Origin of the sequence: Microbacterium sp. Bi98, assembly GCF_918698045.1 — a bacterium.
Classification (GTDB): domain Bacteria; phylum Actinomycetota; class Actinomycetes; order Actinomycetales; family Microbacteriaceae; genus Microbacterium.
Map to the genome: position 1 here is coordinate 46,775 of NZ_CAKKLK010000004.1, position 17,884 is coordinate 64,658.

The 17,884-nt window shown below is 68.7% G+C and carries 15 protein-coding genes; all 15 read left to right on the top strand.

The features are described 5' to 3' along the window. Nucleotides 1-28: 28 nt before the first annotated feature. The 15 genes from LQZ85_RS08490 (at nucleotide 29) to LQZ85_RS08560 (ending at nucleotide 17,881) form a co-directional block, all read left to right on the top strand. The gene (locus tag LQZ85_RS08490) at nucleotides 29-1,606 is read left to right on the top strand and encodes a Rieske 2Fe-2S domain-containing protein (RefSeq protein ID WP_230100791.1); all 1,578 of its coding nucleotides are present in this window, start codon (nucleotides 29-31) and stop codon (nucleotides 1,604-1,606) included. A gap of 52 nt (nucleotides 1,607-1,658) precedes the next feature. Further along, the gene (locus tag LQZ85_RS08495) at nucleotides 1,659-2,192 is read left to right on the top strand and encodes a hypothetical protein (protein WP_157538191.1); all 534 of its coding nucleotides are present in this window, start codon (nucleotides 1,659-1,661) and stop codon (nucleotides 2,190-2,192) included. Nucleotides 2,193-2,260: 68 nt separating this feature from the next. After that, nucleotides 2,261-2,791 carry a bifunctional pyr operon transcriptional regulator/uracil phosphoribosyltransferase PyrR gene (gene pyrR / locus LQZ85_RS08500; protein ID WP_056278772.1) on the top strand — a complete coding sequence of 177 codons (531 nt, stop codon included), beginning with the start codon at nucleotides 2,261-2,263 and terminating at the stop codon, nucleotides 2,789-2,791. Further along, the gene (locus LQZ85_RS08505) at nucleotides 2,788-3,753 is read left to right on the top strand and encodes an aspartate carbamoyltransferase catalytic subunit (RefSeq protein WP_053096128.1); all 966 of its coding nucleotides are present in this window, start codon (nucleotides 2,788-2,790) and stop codon (nucleotides 3,751-3,753) included. Before pyrR ends, LQZ85_RS08505 begins: the two co-directional genes overlap by 4 nt. After that, nucleotides 3,750-5,054, top strand: a complete 1,305-nt coding sequence (locus LQZ85_RS08510) for a dihydroorotase (protein WP_056278771.1) — start codon at nucleotides 3,750-3,752, stop codon at nucleotides 5,052-5,054. Before LQZ85_RS08505 ends, LQZ85_RS08510 begins: the two co-directional genes overlap by 4 nt. Further along, nucleotides 5,051-5,578 (top strand): hypothetical protein, encoded by a 528-nt coding sequence (locus tag LQZ85_RS08515; protein WP_056278770.1) that lies wholly within the window; start codon nucleotides 5,051-5,053, stop codon nucleotides 5,576-5,578. Before LQZ85_RS08510 ends, LQZ85_RS08515 begins: the two co-directional genes overlap by 4 nt. After that, nucleotides 5,575-6,720: a glutamine-hydrolyzing carbamoyl-phosphate synthase small subunit gene (carA, locus tag LQZ85_RS08520; protein ID WP_053096121.1), complete on the top strand. Its 1,146-nt coding sequence runs from the start codon at nucleotides 5,575-5,577 to the stop codon at nucleotides 6,718-6,720. The genes LQZ85_RS08515 and carA overlap by 4 nt, the downstream gene beginning before the upstream one ends. Further along, on the top strand, nucleotides 6,720-10,007 hold the full coding sequence (gene carB, locus LQZ85_RS08525; RefSeq protein ID WP_053096119.1) for a carbamoyl-phosphate synthase large subunit: 3,288 nt from the start codon (nucleotides 6,720-6,722) through the stop codon (nucleotides 10,005-10,007). Before carA ends, carB begins: the two co-directional genes overlap by 1 nt. Then, nucleotides 10,004-10,849, top strand: a complete 846-nt coding sequence (gene pyrF / locus LQZ85_RS08530) for an orotidine-5'-phosphate decarboxylase (RefSeq protein ID WP_056278769.1) — start codon at nucleotides 10,004-10,006, stop codon at nucleotides 10,847-10,849. The genes carB and pyrF overlap by 4 nt, the downstream gene beginning before the upstream one ends. Continuing rightward, nucleotides 10,842-11,750, top strand: coding sequence for a guanylate kinase (gene gmk, locus LQZ85_RS08535; RefSeq protein WP_056278768.1), 909 nt, complete (start codon nucleotides 10,842-10,844; stop codon nucleotides 11,748-11,750). The genes pyrF and gmk overlap by 8 nt, the downstream gene beginning before the upstream one ends. 65 nt (nucleotides 11,751-11,815) lie before the next feature. Continuing rightward, entirely contained in the window at nucleotides 11,816-12,073 is a 258-nt protein-coding gene (rpoZ, locus tag LQZ85_RS08540) for a DNA-directed RNA polymerase subunit omega (RefSeq protein WP_042536631.1), read from the top strand. Between the two features lie 93 nt (nucleotides 12,074-12,166). Continuing rightward, nucleotides 12,167-13,360, top strand: a complete 1,194-nt coding sequence (gene metK, locus LQZ85_RS08545; protein ID WP_053096114.1) for a methionine adenosyltransferase — start codon at nucleotides 12,167-12,169, stop codon at nucleotides 13,358-13,360. A 7-nt stretch (nucleotides 13,361-13,367) separates the two neighbouring features. Then, entirely contained in the window at nucleotides 13,368-15,350 is a 1,983-nt protein-coding gene (locus LQZ85_RS08550) for a hypothetical protein (RefSeq protein WP_056278767.1), read from the top strand. A 66-nt stretch (nucleotides 15,351-15,416) separates the two neighbouring features. Further along, the gene (fmt, locus tag LQZ85_RS08555) at nucleotides 15,417-16,337 is read left to right on the top strand and encodes a methionyl-tRNA formyltransferase (RefSeq protein WP_056278766.1); all 921 of its coding nucleotides are present in this window, start codon (nucleotides 15,417-15,419) and stop codon (nucleotides 16,335-16,337) included. Continuing rightward, nucleotides 16,334-17,881, top strand: a complete 1,548-nt coding sequence (locus tag LQZ85_RS08560) for a transcription antitermination factor NusB (protein WP_230100792.1) — start codon at nucleotides 16,334-16,336, stop codon at nucleotides 17,879-17,881. The genes fmt and LQZ85_RS08560 overlap by 4 nt, the downstream gene beginning before the upstream one ends. Nucleotides 17,882-17,884: the final 3 nt, after the last annotated feature.

Sequence of the window (17,884 nt, forward strand, 5' to 3'; positions counted from 1 at the left end):
ATCGAACGGTTCACTTCAGGAGGAATGCATGCGGATCACGGGACTCGGCCACGCCGGGATGTTCATCGAGACGGTCGGCGGGAACATCATCTGCGACCCGGTTCTCGGGCCCTCGTTCTTCGGCTCGTGGTTCCCGTTCCCCGACAACCGCGGGCTCGACTGGGAGCGTTTCGGACGCGAAGCGGACTTCCTGTACGTCTCGCACCGGCACCGCGACCACTTCGATCCCCGGCTCCTCGAGCGCTACATCCGCAAGGACATCGAGGTGCTGCTACCCGAGTACCCGATCGATGACCTCGAGCAGGACATCAGGGCGCTGGGCTACACGAACATCACCTACGCCCCGGCCGGTGAGATCATCGAGCGCGGCGATCTGAAGATCATGATCACTCCGCTGCGCGCTCCGAGCGACGGACCCATCGGAGACTCGTCGCTGAGCGTCGACGACGGCACCGGCTCGGTGCTCAACCAGAACGACTCGCACCCTCTCGATCTCGACACGTTGCTGCACTTCGGCAAGCCCGACGCGTACTTCACGCAGGTCTCGGGTGCGATCTGGTGGCCCATGGTCTATGACCTGCCGCTGGATGCGAAGCAGAACTTCGCGAAGCTCAAGCGCGACGCGCAGAACAAGCGGGCGATGTACTACATCGACAAGGTGGACGCGCCTCACGTCTTCCCGATGGCCGGTCCGCCGATGTTCCTGCGCGACGAGCTCTTCGATTTCAACGGCGTCGGGCGCAACGGCGAATCGATCTTCACCGACCAGAAGCAGTTCCTGGCCCACATGAAGGAGCTCTCGCCCCAGTACGACGGACATCTGTTCGTGCCGGGCACGGTGGTCACCGTCGAGAGCGGCTCCGTGTCCACCGAGCAGTCGCTCTACACCGAGGCCGAGCTCGCCCACATCTTCGACGAGAAGTGGGACTACCTCGAGGAGCAGCGCGCCTCCCGACGGCGGGAGATCCGTGACGAGGAGGCGTCGCGCGCCGAGGTCATGCCCGCCGCCGAGATGCTCGAGGAGCTGAAGACCTGGTGGGAGCCGCTGCTGAAGAAGTCGCGCACCATCCGGCTCGGAGTCGGGGGATGCGTGCGCTTCAGGATCGGCGACCTCGACATGGTCGTGGACTTCCCCCGCGCGAAGGTTCGCGAGTACGCGGGCGAGGAGTGCATCTACTGGTACACGATCCCCGCCGACCTCGTCTCGACGAACATCCGCGACCACGAGATCGACTGGTCGAACTCGATCTTCCTCTCGATGCAGTTCGAGGTGGGGCGCAGCGGAAAGTTCAACGAGTTCCTCACGACGTTCCTCAAGTGCCTCTCGGTCGATCGCATCGAGTACGTCGAGAACTGGTATCAGGAGCAGACGGACCAGACCGAGGATGCCGAGATCGGCGACTGGGTCGTGCAGCGTCGCTGCCCCCACCTGCGCGCCGACCTGACCAAGACCGGAAAGGTCGACGACGACGGCATCCTGACCTGCAGCATGCACGACTGGAAGTGGGACCTCAACACAGGCCGCTGCCTGTCGACGAGCGGCCACCCGATCCGCTCCACGAAGATCGACGAGGTCACCGACGCAGTGCTTCGCGAGGCCAGCTGACGTGGTTCGTTCCTCGCACCCGCACGGATCGGGGCGCGACGCTCGAACGCCGATGCCGATGTTCACGGGGCCTCTCCGCGGGGCTCGATGGATCACCCGCTCCACGCCGGAACGGCTGATCCGGGTGGCCGTGGCATTCCTCGAGGACGCCGGTTTCGAGCAACGGCACGATGGCTTCGACGAGAAGCTGAGAGGCCGCGGATCCGAGTGGACGGCCGTCGCGCTGGAGATCGGGGACGAGGAGAAGTCGAAGAGGCGCGCACTGCTCGGGCTCGTGATCGACGAACTCCCGTTCCCCGTCCCCCGGGCGTTCCAGCGTGTGCTGTCGCCGACGCTGGTCGTCGTCGCGTCCCGTCCCGTCGGACCCCTCGTGTCGGAGCTGATCGTCTTTCCCCACACCTCGCGTCGCGGTGCGCCGCCCTACTCGAGAGCCGCGGCTCCTCGCGTGCGCGACGCCCTCGAGCAGATCACCGCGGCAGCGGGCCTGGAAGGCGCGATGCTCTCGCACGAATCGCTCGCCGGAGTCCCGGATGACGGTTCCCCCGTCTCGCAGGCGGTCGTCCGAGAGGTCCTGGGCTGGCACTGACGCACGCTAGACTGGTGCCATCAAGCAACCTTTAACACCGTCCTGTGAGGCGGAGAAGGGAGCGGCCGATGTCTGCACGAACCGTGCTGCACGAAGCCGATATCTCGCGGGCTCTCACCCGTATCGCGCACGAGATCCTCGAATCCAATCGAGGGGCTGAGAACCTCGTCCTGCTGGGCATTCCGACCCGCGGCGTCACTCTCGCCCACCGCCTGTCCGCAGCGATCGGCGCCATCGCGCAGACCACCGTTCCGGTGGGGGCTTTGGACGTCACCCTCTTCCGTGACGACCTCGCCTCGCAGCCGACGCGTTCTCCGCGGCCCACGGACATCCCTGCCGGCGGGATCGACGGCAGGACCGTCGTCCTCGTCGACGACGTGCTGTTCTCCGGCCGCAGCATCCGCGCCGCACTCGACGCGCTGCAGTCGATCGGTCGCCCGTCGATCGTCCGCCTCGCGATCCTCGTCGATCGCGGCCACCGGGAACTCCCGATCCGCCCCGACTTCGTCGGCAAGAACATCCCGTCGTCTCGCCAGGAGCGCGTCAACGTCCGGCTGACCGAGCACGACGGCACCGAAGAGGTGACGATCGAAGCATGAGACACCTGCTGGATACCCGCACCCTCGACCGAGAGTCGGCTCTGCGCATCCTCGATGTCGCCGAGGACATGTCCGACACCCAGTCGCGCGAGGTCAAGAAGCTTCCGACCCTTCGCGGCAAGACGGTCGTGAATCTGTTCTTCGAGGACTCGACCCGCACCCGCATCTCCTTCGAAGCCGCTGCAAAGCGCCTCTCAGCCGATGTGATCAACTTCGCAGCCAAGGGCTCGAGCGTGTCGAAGGGCGAGAGCCTCAAGGACACCGCCCAGACGCTGCAGGCGATGGGAGCGGATGCGGTCGTCATCCGCCATCCCGCCTCCGGCGCCCCGCAGACCCTCGCGACCAGCGGGTGGATCTCCGCCGGAGTCGTGAACGCCGGCGACGGCACGCACGAGCATCCGACCCAGGCTCTCCTCGACGCGTTCACGATCCGCAAACGGCGCTTCGGCGCCGACAGCCGCGGTCGTGATCTCGCCGGCATCCGGGTCGTGATCGTCGGCGACGTGCTCCACTCCCGCGTCGCACGGTCGAACGTCTGGCTGCTCGCCACGCTCGGCGCCGAGGTCACCCTGGTCGCGCCGCCCACCCTGGTGCCGCAGAACGTCTCGCTCTGGCCTGCGAAGGTCGTCTACGACCTCGATCAGGCTCTGGCAGACGGTCCGGACGCCGTGATGATGCTCCGCATCCAGCTCGAACGGATGAGCGCTGCATATTTCCCCACTGAGCGGGAGTATTCCAGGCGATGGGGTCTGGACGCACTGCGTGTGGCCGGCCTTCCGGACGGTAGCATTGTGATGCACCCCGGACCCATGAACCGAGGGTTGGAGATATCCTCCGAAGCCGCAGATTCCCCGCGCTCGACAGTGCTGGAACAGGTGACGAACGGGGTGTCCATCCGCATGGCGGTGCTGTACCTGCTCCTTGCAGGAGAACGAGACGACGAACGAGGGGGAGACCAGTGAGCGAGACCCTCGTCATCACCGGAGCACAGCTTCTCGGTGCCGAGCGCGCCGACATCATCGTGGAGAACGGGCAGATCTCCGAGATCGGCACCGGACTGAGCCGCTCCGGTGCGCGAGTCATCGACGCCGACGGCCTGGTGGCCCTTCCCGGACTCGTCGACCTGCACACCCACCTCCGGGAGCCGGGCTACGAAGCCTCCGAGACGATCCTCACCGGGACCCGTGCTGCGGCGGCAGGCGGGTTCACGGCGGTGTTCGCGATGCCGAACACCTCGCCGGTCGCGGACACGGCCGGTGTGGTCGAGCAGGAGCTCGCCCTGGGCGAGGCCGCCGGGTACGCGACCGTGCAGCCCATCGGCGCCGTCACCGTGGGGCAGAAGGGCGAGCGCCTCGCCGAACTCGGTGCGATGGCCACCTCGCGCGCCCAGGTGCGCGTCTTCAGCGACGACGGCTTCTGCGTCTTCGATCCGCTGATCATGCGGCGCGCACTCGAGTATGTGAAGTCGTTCGACGGAGTCATCGCGCAGCACGCTCAGGATCCACGCCTCACCGAGGGCGCCCAGATGAACGAGGGCACAGTGTCGGCCGAGCTCGGACTCGCCGGATGGCCGGCGGTCGCGGAGGAGTCGATCATCGCTCGCGATGTGCTCCTCGCGGAGCATGTCGGATCCCGACTGCACGTGTGCCACCTGTCGACCGCAGGCTCTGTCGACATCATCCGCTGGGCGAAGAAGCGGGGGATCAACGTCACGGCCGAGGTCACCCCGCACCACCTCCTGCTCACCGATGAACTGGTGCGCGGCTACGACGCCCGCTACAAGGTCAACCCGCCGCTGCGCCGTGAGGAAGACGTCATGGCGGTGCGCGAGGGCCTCGCCGACGGCACCATCGACATCGTGGCGACCGATCACGCCCCGCACCCGAGCGAGCACAAGTCGTGCGAGTGGCAGGCCGCAGCCAACGGCATGGTCGGACTCGAGAGCGCCCTGCGCGTCGTGCACCAGTCGATGGTGCAGACCGGCCTGATCGGCTGGGAGGACGTCGCCCGGGTGATGAGTGCGGCCCCCGCACGGATCGGACGTCTGTCCGATCATGGGCTGCCCCTGCAGGCCGGTGCCGCTGCGCAGATCACCCTCTACGACCCGTCCGCCGCCGGCGTCTTCACCGAATCCGACCTGCACGGTCGGAGTGTGAACTCGCCGTACCTCGGTCGCGACCTCCCCGGCCGCGTCGAGTTCACGATCCACCGCGGGCTGCTGACGGTCGACGGCGGATCCGTGGTCGAGGAGCTGAACGCATGAGCACGCGCGACATCGCCATCGCGATCACGATCGCCGTGGCGGCACTCGTCCTGGTCGCCATGTTCACGGCGTGGCGCCGACGACTCCGACGCGACTCGGGTCTGGCGGCTCCCTTGGGCGTGCCGGAGCATGCGGAGGTCCTCGACCGTCACGAGGTGCTCTACGTCTCGACGACGAAGCACGATCAGCCGCTGGAGCGCCTCGCCATCCGGCCGCTCGCCTATCGCGCCAGGGGAGAGGCTGCGGTCACCGATCGCGGACTCGCACTCTGCCTCGACGGTGCGCCGACCGTCTTCCTCGCCTCTGCACGGCTCGCGAGCGTCGACCGCGCCACGGTGACGATCGACCGCGTCGTCGAACCGGGTGGACTCGTCCGCGTCGCCTGGAATGCGGACGACGACACGATCGTCGACTCGTATCTCCGGGTCACCGACGGCGATCCCCAGAACTTCATCTCAGAACTGCAGCGCCTCGTCCCCGCCACGGACGACAGCGCCGCCCCCGACACAGGAGCAACGTCATGACAGCCCTCCCCGAACCCGCCGTCCTCGTCCTCGAAGACGGGACCCGCCACGTCGGCCGTGCATACGGCGCGCTGGGCACCACCTTCGGCGAGGTCGTCTTCTCGACCGGCATGTCCGGATACCAGGAGACGCTCACCGACCCGTCGTACGCGGGCCAGATCGTCCTGCAGACGGCCCCGCACATCGGCAACACCGGCATGAACGACGAGGACCCTGAGTCCCGTCGCATCTGGGTCGCCGGCTACATCGTGCGCGACCCGTCACGAGTCGTCTCGAACTGGCGTGCGACCGCTTCGCTGGACGAGATCCTCGAGCGGGACGGCATCGTCGGCATCAGCGGCATCGACACCCGATCGATCACGCGGCACATCCGCTCTGCCGGGTCTATGCGCGGCGGCGTCTTCTCGGGCGAGGCCGCGCAGATCGACGCCGACGAGCAGCTGCGCCTCGTGCGCGAGGCGCCTCAGATGGCCGGCCAGAACCTCTCGGCGCAGGTCTCGGTCGACGTCGCCACGGTCACGACGGCGATGGGGGAGCGGGTCGGCAACCTCGCCGTCCTCGACCTCGGCGTCAAGCAGGCCACGATCGACAACCTGGCGGCCCGTGGCTTCGAGGTGCACGTCCTGCCTCAGAACGTCACGATCGATGACATCCGTGCGATCGATCCCGTCGCCGTCTTCTACTCGAACGGCCCTGGCGACCCCGCAGCCTCCGGGGACCATGTCGAGCTGCTGCGCTCGGTGCTCGACGACGGGCTGCCCTTCTTCGGCATCTGCTTCGGCAACCAGCTGCTCGGCAGGGCGCTGGGTCTCGGCACCTACAAGCTGCCGTTCGGGCACCGCGGCATCAACCAGCCCGTACTCGACAAGTCCACCGGACGCGTCGAGATCACCGCGCACAACCACGGGTTCGCCGTGGAGGCGCCGCTGGAGGGCTCGTTCGACAGCCCCCACGGCTACGGCAAGGTCGAGGTCAGTCACATCGGCCTGAACGACAACGTGGTCGAGGGCCTCCGCGCTCTCGACATCCCGGCGTTCTCGGTGCAGTACCACCCGGAGGCTGCGGCCGGACCGCACGACGCCAACTATCTCTTCGACCGGTTCCGTGACATGGTCATCGCCAGCAAGAAGGACACCAAGTAATGCCCAAGCGCGACGACATCAACTCCGTTCTCGTCATCGGCTCCGGCCCGATCGTCATCGGTCAGGCGTGCGAGTTCGACTACTCCGGCACCCAGGCCTGCCGCGTCCTGCGCGAGGAGGGCGTGAGGGTCATCCTGGTCAACTCCAACCCGGCGACGATCATGACCGACCCCGACTTCGCCGACGCGACGTACATCGAGCCGATCACCTGGCAGGTCATCGAGACGATCATCGCGAAGGAGCGTCCCGACGCGATCCTGCCGACCCTCGGCGGGCAGACGGCCCTGAACGCCGCGATCGAGCTGCACAACCACGGCATCCTCGAGAAGTACGACGTCGAGCTGATCGGTGCGAGCTTCGAAGCCATCAACAAGGGCGAGGACCGCCAGATCTTCAAGCAGCTCGTGCTCGATGCCGGCGCCGACGTCGCCCGCAGCATCATCGCGCACACCATGGACGACCTGCTCGAGGGAGCGGCCGAGCTGGGCTACCCGCTCGTCGTGCGCCCCTCGTTCACGATGGGCGGTCTCGGGTCCGGCTTCGCCTACGACGAGGCGGATCTGCGTCGCATCGGCGGTGCCGGTCTGCGCGACTCTCCGACCACGGAGGTGCTCCTGGAGGAGTCGATCCTCGGCTGGAAGGAGTACGAGCTCGAGCTCATGCGCGACACCGCCGACAACACGGTGGTCGTCTGCTCGATCGAGAACGTCGACCCCGTCGGCGTCCACACGGGCGACTCGATCACCGTGGCTCCCGCTCTGACGCTCACGGACCGCGAATACCAGAAGCTCCGCGACATCGGCATCGACATCATCCGCGCGGTGGGCGTCGACACCGGCGGCTGCAACATCCAGTTCGCCATCGACCCGAGCAACGGGCGCATCATCGTCATCGAGATGAACCCTCGCGTCTCGCGCTCGAGCGCCCTGGCCTCCAAGGCCACGGGGTTCCCGATCGCGAAGCTCGCCGCGAAGCTGGCGCTCGGCTACCGTCTCGATGAGATCCCGAACGACATCACGGGCGTCACCCCGGCGAGCTTCGAGCCCACGCTCGACTATGTCGTCGTCAAGGTGCCGCGGTTCGCGTTCGAGAAGTTCCCGGCCGCTGACGCGACGCTGACGACCACCATGAAGTCGGTCGGCGAGGCGATGGCGATCGGCCGCAACTACGCGACCGCGCTGCAGAAGGCGCTGCGCTCGCTCGAGAAGCGCGGTTCCAGCTTCCACTGGGGCGCGGAGAGCCGTTCCGTCGACGAGCTGCTCGAGATCTCGAAGGTCCCGACGGACGGTCGGATCGTCACCCTCCAGCAGGCGCTGCGCAAGGGCGCGACGGTCGAGCAGGCGTTCGAGGCCACGGCGATCGATCCCTGGTTCATCGACCAGATCGTCCTGATCAACGAGGTCGCCGAGATCGTGCGCACGGCACCGGAGCTCGACGCGGCCACGCTGCGCTACGCCAAGGAGCACGGCTTCTCCGACGCGCAGATCGCGGAGCTCCGCGGCGAGAAGGAAGCGGAGATCCGCGGCGTGCGCCACGGACTCGGCATCCGTCCGGTGTTCAAGACCGTCGACACCTGCGCCGGCGAGTTCCCGGCTCTCACGCCTTACCACTACTCGAGCTACGACTTCGAGACCGAGGTCACACCGTCCGATCGCACCAAGGTCGTGATCATCGGATCGGGTCCGAACCGCATCGGTCAGGGCGTCGAGTTCGACTACTCGTGCGTGCACGCGTCGTTCGCCCTCTCGGATGCCGGCTTCGAGACCATCATGGTCAACTGCAACCCCGAGACGGTGTCCACCGACTACGACACGTCCGACCGGCTCTACTTCGAGCCGCTCACGCTGGAGGACGTGCTGGAGGTGCTCGACGCGGAAGCCGCGAGCGGCACCATCCTCGGAGTCGTCTGCCAGCTCGGCGGCCAGACGCCGCTGGGGCTCGCAAAGGGCATCGAGGCAGCCGGCTACCAGGTGCTCGGCACCAGCCCGGAGGCCATCGACATCGCCGAGGAGCGCGAGCTGTTCTCGCAGCTGCTCGACACGGCAGGCCTCATCGCCCCGCGCCACGGCACCGCTGTGGACGCGGACGGCGCGGTGGCCGTCGCCGAGGAGATCGGATACCCGGTGCTCGTGCGTCCGAGCTTCGTGCTCGGCGGACGCGGCATGGAGATCGTCTACAGCTCCGAGTCGCTGCGCGAGTACTTCGTGCGCACGGCGGGCGAGGTCATCATCGAGGAGGGCAAGCCCCTGCTCGTCGATCGCTTCCTCGATGACGCGATCGAGCTCGATGTCGACGCCCTCTACGACGGCACCGAACTGTTCATCGGCGGCGTGATGGAGCACCTCGAAGAGGCCGGCATCCACTCGGGCGACTCGAGCTGCACCCTTCCGCCCGTCTCGCTCGGCCGCACCGACATCGACCGGGTGCGCGAGGCGACACTCGCGATCGCGAAGGGCGTGGGCGTCCGTGGCCTGCTCAACGTGCAGTTCGCGATCAGCGCCGGCGTCCTCTACGTGATCGAGGCGAATCCGCGCGCGAGCCGCACCGTGCCCTTCGTCTCTAAGGCGCTGGGCATACCGATGGCCAAGGCCGCGAGCCGTGTGATGGTGGGGTCGACGATCGCGGAGCTCCGCGCCGAGGGCATGCTGCCCGAGCAGGACGGCTCGCGAGTGCCCCTCGACGCCCCCGTCTCGGTCAAGGAGGCCGTGCTTCCGTTCAAGCGGTTCCGTACGGCCGACGGCAAGACCGTCGACTCGATCCTCGGCCCGGAGATGCGCTCGACCGGCGAGGTCATGGGCATCGACCGCGACTTCCCGACCGCGTTCGCCAAGAGCCAGGCGGCCGCGTACGGCGGAATGCCGACCTCCGGCACGGTGTTCATCTCGGTCGCGGACTCCGACAAGCGCGCCGTGATCCTGCCGGCGCATCGCCTGCAGCAGCTGGGGTTCACGATCGTCGCCACCGAGGGCACTGCCGAGATCCTCTCGCGCAACGGCATCGCGGTGACGGTGGTCGAGAAGTACAGCGAGACCCAGGAGTCCGGCGCGACGAACATCGTCGACCTCATCAACGACGGCTCGATCGACATCGTCGTGAACACGCCGTCCGGGGGCGCGGCGCGTGCAGACGGCTATGAGATCCGCGCGGCGGCTGTCGCGGCCGACAAGGCGCTGTTCACCACGATGGCGGTGCTCGGCGCCGCCGTGAGCGGTATGGACGCAGCGCACGAGGGCTTCCAGGTGAAGAGCCTGCAGGAGTACGCCCTCGACCGGAAGGCCGCAGTGTGAGCGCACGCTTCGGCGAACGGGTCCGTGTCGCCCTCGCGGCGCACGGCCCGCTGTGCGTGGGCATCGACCCGCACGCCGCCCTGCTCGGATCCTGGGGCCTCGGCGACGACGCCTCGGGCGTCCGGGAGTTCGGGCTGCGCACGGTCGAGGCCGCGGCGGGCCGTGCCGCGATCGTGAAGCCTCAGGTGTCGTTCTTCGAGCGCTTCGGATCCGCAGGATTCGCGGCGCTCGAAGAGGTCATCGCGGCTGCGAGGGACACCGGCCTCCTCGTGATCGCGGATGCCAAGCGCGGCGACATCGGGTCGACCATGGACGCCTACGCGGCTGCCTGGCTCACCCCGGGGTCTCCGCTCGAGGCCGACGCCCTCACCGTGAACCCGTTCCTGGGTGTCGGCGCGCTCGACGGCGCCTTCGCCCTCGCCGATCAGCACGACAAGGGTCTGTTCGTGCTGGCTGCCACGAGCAACCCCGAAGCCGAGGTGCTGCAGCGCTCGATCTCCGAGACCGGCCGTGCCGTCTCGGCGGACATCGTCTCGGTCGTCTCGGCGCGCAACACCGAGCACACGCCCGCAGGGGAGTGGGGGAGCTTCGGCTTCGTCATCGGCGCGACCGTGGACTGGACGGATGCCGGCATCGCCGCCTTCGCACCGGTGGCACCCATCCTCGCTCCGGGATTCGGCACGCAGGGTGCGACGCCGTCAGACCTGCACCGCCGGTTCGGTTCGATGAGCGCCGCCGTCATCGCGAGCGAGAGCCGCAGCATCCTCTCGGCCGGACCCGCCGGTCTCGCCGCCGCCATCGACGCCCGCGTCGCAGAGTACAGGGAGGCCGGCCGTGGCTGAGTCCCGTCCCGTCCCCGAGGTCGACCGCGCTGCCGCCGCACGCAAGGCGGTCGAACGGCGCCGCGCCCGCGCATCGCTCAAACGCGATCTGACCACGCGTGTCGTCACACCGCAGGCCGTGCTCGAGCGGGCGACCGCAGACCCGGACTCGGTCGAGGGGTCCATGCGCATCACGGACTTCCTGCTCGCTCTCCCCGCGATCGGCGCGGGCAAGCGCGACCGCATCCTGGCAGAGCTGCACATCTCGCCGGTCAAGCGACTGGGAGGGCTCGGCGTCCGCCAGCGGGTGGCGCTCTCGCAGTGGCTCGACGTGCGCTTCCCGCTGCTCGAGCCGCGTGGCGCACGAAGCCGTCTGCTCGTGCTCGCCGGGCCCACGGCAGTCGGCAAGGGCACCGTCGCCGCCCACATCCGTGAGCACAACCCCGAGATCCATCTGTCGGTCTCGGCGACGACGCGCGCACCGCGACCTGGCGAGATCGATGGCGTGCACTACTACTTCGTCGACGATGCGGAGTTCGACCGTCTGATCGCGGACGACGAACTCCTGGAGTACGCCGTCGTCCACAACAAGTCGCGCTACGGCACGCCGCGGGCTCCGATCGACGCCGCTCTCGCTGCAGGCAAGACCGTGCTGCTCGAGATCGACCTGCAGGGCGCACGCCAGGTGCGCAAGGCGGAGCCTGCTGCCACGCTCATCTTCCTGCTGCCTCCGACCTGGGACGAACTCGTCCAGCGGCTGGTCGGACGAGGCACGGAGGGCGCGGAGGAACGCGCTCGCAGACTGCGCACCGCGAAGGTCGAATTGGCGGCGCAGAACGAGTTCGACCACCTCATCGTGAACGAGGACGTCGCCGCTGCGGCCGCGGAGGTCGTAGAATTGTCTTCGAGCTCTGCGCGCTGAGCGTCTTCGCGCGCCCGCATCACCGTCTTCGCGACGATCCCGTCGCCTGATCAGGAGGTCCCACCATGGCCGGACACCACACCAACGGAATCATCGATCCCCCCATCGACAACCTGCTCGACCGGGTCGACTCGAAGTACGAGCTCGTGATCTACGCCGCCAAGCGCGCCCGTCAGATCAACGACTACTACTCCGACCTCCACGAGGGCAACCTGTTCGACAACGTCGGGCCGCTCGTCGACTCGTCCGTCGAGGACAAGCCGCTGACCATCGCTCTGCACGAGATCAACGAGGACAAGCTCCGCCTCCGTCACGCCGAGTGACGTCCGATGACCGCACCGCCGACTGATGTCGGCGGTGCGGTCCATCATGGGAGCCACCCCCTTCCTGCTGTCCGATTCCGTTCTGGAGCCCTGATGAGCGCGCTGCGTCTGTTCACGTCCGAGTCCGTCACCGAGGGGCACCCCGACAAGATCTGCGACCAGATCTCGGACAGCATCCTCGACGGACTCATCGCGAAAGACCCCGGCTCCCGGGTGGCCGTCGAGACGCTGGTGACCACCGGTCTCGTCCACGTCGCCGGCGAGATCCGCACCGAGGCGTACGTCGACATCCCGACGATCGTCCGCCAGGTGGTCAACGGCATCGGCTACACCTCGAGCGAGACCGGCTTCGACGGAGACTCCTGCGGTGTGAGCATCTCGGTGGGAGAGCAGTCGACCGACATCGCCCACGGCGTCGACAACGCTCAGGAGCACCGCGACGGCGGCTCCATCGATCCTCTCGACGGCCTCGGCGCTGGCGACCAGGGCATCATGTTCGGCTTCGCGACGAACGAGACCCCGCAGCTCATGCCCATGGCTGCGTGGACCGCGCATCGCATCGCGGAGCGGCTCAGCGAGGTCCGACGATCGGGTGCGCTGCCGTTCCTGCGCCCGGACGGCAAGACCCAGGTCACTCTCGGATATGAGGGCTTCACCCCCAAGACCGTGGATGCCGTCGTGCTGTCGACCCAGCACCACCCCGACATCTCGCAGGACGACCTCAAGGCTCAGGTGCGCGAGCACGTGATCGATCCGATCCTGGCCTCCACGGGGCTCGATCTCGGCGACCTCACGTACTACATCAACCCCGCCGGTCCGTTCGTGACGGGCGGCCCCAAGGGCGATGCCGGACTCACCGGACGCAAGATCATCATCGACACCTACGGCGGAGCGGCGCGACATGGTGGCGGTGCCTTCAGCGGCAAGGATCCGTCGAAGGTCGACCGCTCCGGCGCCTATGCCACGCGCTGGGTGGCCAAGAACGCGGTCGCCGCAGGACTCGCCGACCGTCTCGAGGTCCAGGTCGCCTACGCGATCGGGGTCGCTCGTCCGGTCGGGCTCTACGTCGAGACATTCGGCACGGGCAAGGTGTCCGACGAGGTGATCACGCGCGCCATCGACGAGGTCTTCGATCTGCGTCCCCAGGCGATCATCGAGCAGCTCGACCTCCTGCGCCCGATCTACGCGCAGACCGCCGCCTACGGGCACTTCGGACGGGAGCTGCCGGAGTTCACGTGGGAGCGCACCGACCGCGCGGAAGAGCTGCGGCGCGCTGCAGGACTCTGAGGGCCGCATGCCTGATGGCGTCCCTTCTCCTCTGACATCGCAGAGTCGGAGGATCGCGCGCGTGCTCTTGGACTCGCCGCTTCCACAGTTGGATCGTCTCTTCGACTACGCCGTGCCTGCGGAGCTCGGAGACGTCCCTCTGGGCGTGCGCGTGCGTGTGCCCCTGCGTACCGCCGGTCGTGTCATCGACGGCTACGTCGTCGAACTCGACACCGAACACGATGGCGACAGGCCACTGTCCGAGGTCGACAGCGTCGTATCCCCTGTGGCGGTGCTTCCGGAGCGTCTCTACCGCCTCGCGCGCCGCGCCGCCGATCGCGCTGCGGGCTCCGCCTCCGACGTCCTGCGGCTCGTCATCCCGAAGCGCCAGGTGCGGGTGGAGAAGGCCTGGAGCGACGACTCCCCGGAGCTCGCCCCATCAGACGAAGCACTCTCCGCCGCATCCGAGCTGATCGCGTCCTACGACTCGCTCGCCGATGTGCTCGATGCGGGCGGCCGGGCCGCGGTCGAGGCGATCCCCGTGCGCCATCATGACGATCCCGGGTGGGCGGCTCTTCTCGCGTCCGCAGCGGCGCGGACGCTGGCAGCGGGCCGCTCCAGTGTTCTCGTCGTGCCTGACCACCGCGACCTCGATCAGCTGCTCGCCGCTCTCGGCTCGTATGTCCCTGACCAGGCCGTCGTGCGCTTCGACTCGCGCCAGACGAACCCCGATCGGTACCGCGCGTTCCTCCGCTCGCTCGAGGACGCGCCGTGCATCGTGGTGGGCAATCGTTCTGCGGTGTACGCGCCGGTTCGTGCGGGCGTCGTCGCTGTGTGGGACGACGGCGATCCTCTCCTCGGCGAGCCGCTCGCGCCGTACATCAACGCACGGGACGCTGCTCTCCTCCGTCAGGAGCAGGAGCGATCCGCACTGCTGTTCGTCGGCCACACCCGCACCACCGACGTCGAACGCCTCGTCGCCCACGGATGGCTGCAGGATGTCCGGGCCGCGCGTCGGGTGCTGCCGCGCGTGATCCTCAGCACACCCCAGGAGATGGATGCTCCGACTGCACAGCGGATGCCGTCGTCCGCGTTCCTCTCCGCACGCAATGCCGCAGCCGAGGGACCGGTGCTGGTGCAGGTGTCTCGACCGGGGTTCGCCCCGTCGCTGGTCTGCGCCGAATGCCGGGCGCCTGCACGGTGCGCCCACTGCGGCGGACCGCTCGGAGCCAAGCACCGTGGTGCCGTGCCGGTGTGCGCCTGGTGCGGCAGGGGAGCCCGAGCGTGGGCGTGCCCGACGTGCGCGTCGACCAAGCTGCGCCTCGCGTCCTCGGGCAGCGAGCGGACGGCGGATGAGCTGGGCAAGGCGTTCCCCGGAATCCGGGTCATCGTGGCAGACAGCGCTCATCCGGTCGAGCGCGTCGCCGACAAGCCGGCCCTCGTCGTCGCGACACGGGGGGCCGAGCCGCTGGCGGAGGGCGGATACCGTGCCGTGGTCCTGCTCGACGGACCGAGGATGCTCCAGGCTCCCGACCTGCGGATCGGCGAGTCCTGTCTGCGCTGGTGGTCGAACGCGGCTGCACTCGCGGCTCCCGGTGCTCCCATCCATCTGGTCGGCGTCGACGGAGCGATCGCGCGAGCGCTTGCCACCTGGAGCCAGTCCGCCTATGCGAGGACCGAGCTCTCCGAACGTGCGCCGTTGCACATGCCGCCGGCTGCGAGGGTCGCGCTGGTCGAGGGGTCGACGGCATCCGTGGCGAGAGCGCTGGCGTCGCTGCAGGAGCTCGCTCTGCCCTCCGACGCGGTACTCGGCCCGGTGCCGATCGAGTCTGATGACTACCCGCCGCGTGTCAGGGCCCTGATCCGGTTCGACTACAGCGCGGGTGCCAGGGTCGCCACCACGTTGCGGGCCGCGGTCGTCGCCGAAGCGGTCAGCAACCGGCGGGGCAAGGGCAAGTCGACTCGGAGCGCCCTCACGGTTCGACTCGATATCCTCGATCCGGAACTCTGAACGCGAAGAACCACCTCGCGCTCCGATTTCACCCGATCCACCCCCGCATCCCTCCGGAGCACCTTCATGCGTCTCGTCTTCGCCGGCACACCGTCGGCAGCCGTCCCCACACTCCGCCGCCTCGCGGCCGAGCACGACATCGCTGCGGTCGTCACCCGCCCGGACGCGCCGCTGGGCCGCAAGCGGGTGCTCACGCCGTCGCCTGTCGCTCACGCCGCCGACGAGCTCGGACTGCCGGTCATCAAGGCGGCTCGCCTCGACGACGACGCGACGGCCGCCATCACCGCGCTCGATGTCGAGCTCGGTGTGATCGTGGCGTACGGCGGACTCGTTCGCGAGCCGCTGCTCTCCACACCGTCGAAGGGCTGGATCAATCTGCATTTCTCGCTCCTCCCGCAGTGGCGCGGTGCCGCACCCGTGCAGCGCGCACTGATCAACGGCGATGCGCAGATGGGTGCCAGTGTGTTCCAGCTCGTTCCCGCGCTCGATGCCGGTGATGTCTTCGCGACGCGGGTCGTCGCGGTCGCTCCCGAGGCGACGGCGGATGCCGCACTCGACGCACTCGCTCTCGATGGCGCCGAACTGACGGCGGAAGTGGTCGCGGCCATCGCCGACGGCACTGCGCGCGCTGTGCCCCAGGAGGGGGAGGCGTCGCTGGCCCCGAAGCTGACTCTCGACGATGGTCTGCTCGATTGGACCCGCCCGCTCAGCGAGGTGTTCGCGCGGTTCCGTGGAGTCACCCCCGAACCGGGCGCCCACACGACCGTCGACGGGATCCGCCTCAAGGTGCTGGAGGCCACTCCCTCGGAAAGCGACATCGCCCTCGCGCCGGGCGCGTTCACCGCGACCAAGTCCGCTCTCCTCATCGGAACGGCCTCGGCCCCGCTCGCGGTCACGCGTGTGCAGCCCTCGGGCAAGGGCGCGATGAGCGCGGTCGACTGGTGGCGCGGGCAGCGCGACACCGAGAACCTGCGAGCCGGCGCATGAGCGGGCGGCAGGACGACGGCGCACGTCGCGAGCCGCGTCGCGGCGAGTCCGGCCGCGGATCCCGTTCGGGACCGAGCACGCCGCGCGATCAGCGTCCACGTGACGGCCAGGCTCGGGGCGGGAAGCGCGACGGACAGTCCCGCGGCGCGCAGCGCACGGTGCAGCCTGCGCGGCGCGTGGCCTACGACGTGCTGCGGGCGGTGTCGGAATCGGATGCCTACGCGAACCTGATCCTTCCGGCCGCGATCGCGGACGCAGGACTCACTCCACAGGACGCCGCTCTCGCCACAGAACTCGCCTACGGCACACTGCGACGCCGCGGAACGTATGACGCGATCATCGCCGCGGCCGCCGACAGGCCTGTCGAGCAGATCGACGCCGGTGTGCTCGACGCGCTGAGACTCGCGACCCATCAGCTGCTCGCGACCCGCGTCGCGTCGCACGCGGCCGTCAACGAGTCGGTGAACATCGTCGCCGCCACCCAGGGCCGCGGTGCATCCAGCTTCGCGAACGCCGTGCTGAGGCGAATCTCCCGCGAGACGCCGGGGGAGTGGGAGCAGCGCATCGAGTCCTCCGCGCGGTCGGACGACGAACGGCTGGCGCTGCGCTCCGCTCACCCCGTCTGGATCATCCGTGCCCTGCGTCGCGCGTTGGCCGCTGAAGGTCGCGTCGAGGAGCTCGACGACCTCCTCGACGCCGACAACGCCTCGCCGGAGGTCACTCTCGTCGCTCTGCCCGGCCTCGCCGAGCCCGGGGAGCCACGTCGACCGTATGCGCCGACGGCCTACGGATCTCCGGGCGGCGACCCGCACCACGTGATCGCCTCCTCGGGCGGCACGGTGCGTGTGCAGGATGAAGGGTCGCAGCTCGTCGCACTGGCTCTCGCCGAAGCTGCGCCGATCCGTTCCGGCGAACGCTGGCTCGACCTGTGCGCAGGCCCCGGCGGCAAGACGGCGCTGCTCGCGGCGGTCGCGCGACAGCACGATGTGTCGCTGGAGGCGAACGAGGTGGTGCCCACCCGTGCGCGACTCGTCCGCAACGCCCTGCGCACCGTGCCCGCCGATGTCGTGGTTCATGAAGAGGACGGCCGCACGTTCGGCACCTCCCACGCGGGCCAGTTCGATCGCATCCTCGTCGATGCGCCGTGCACGGGACTCGGGGCTCTGCGGCGGCGGCCCGAGGCGAGATGGCGCAAGACCCCCGGTGATGTCGCCGAGCTGGTGCCGCTGCAGGTCGAACTGCTCTCGGCGGCCCTCGACGCGCTGGCGCCCGGCGGCATCGTCGCGTACGCGACCTGCTCGCCGCATCTCGCCGAGACGACGGGCGTCGTCCAGGAGGTGCTCCGTGGCCGCACCGACATCACCGAGCTCGATGCGCGTGCGGTCCTCGAGGGTGTCGTGACCTCACCGATCGATCTCGGCAGCGACGGCACCGGGCGGGTCCAGCTGTGGCCACACCGGCACGGGACCGATGCGATGTTCCTCGCGCTCCTCCGACGAGCCGACACCGATCAGCGCGACGCCAGCGCCGAGCAAGGAGACTAGAGA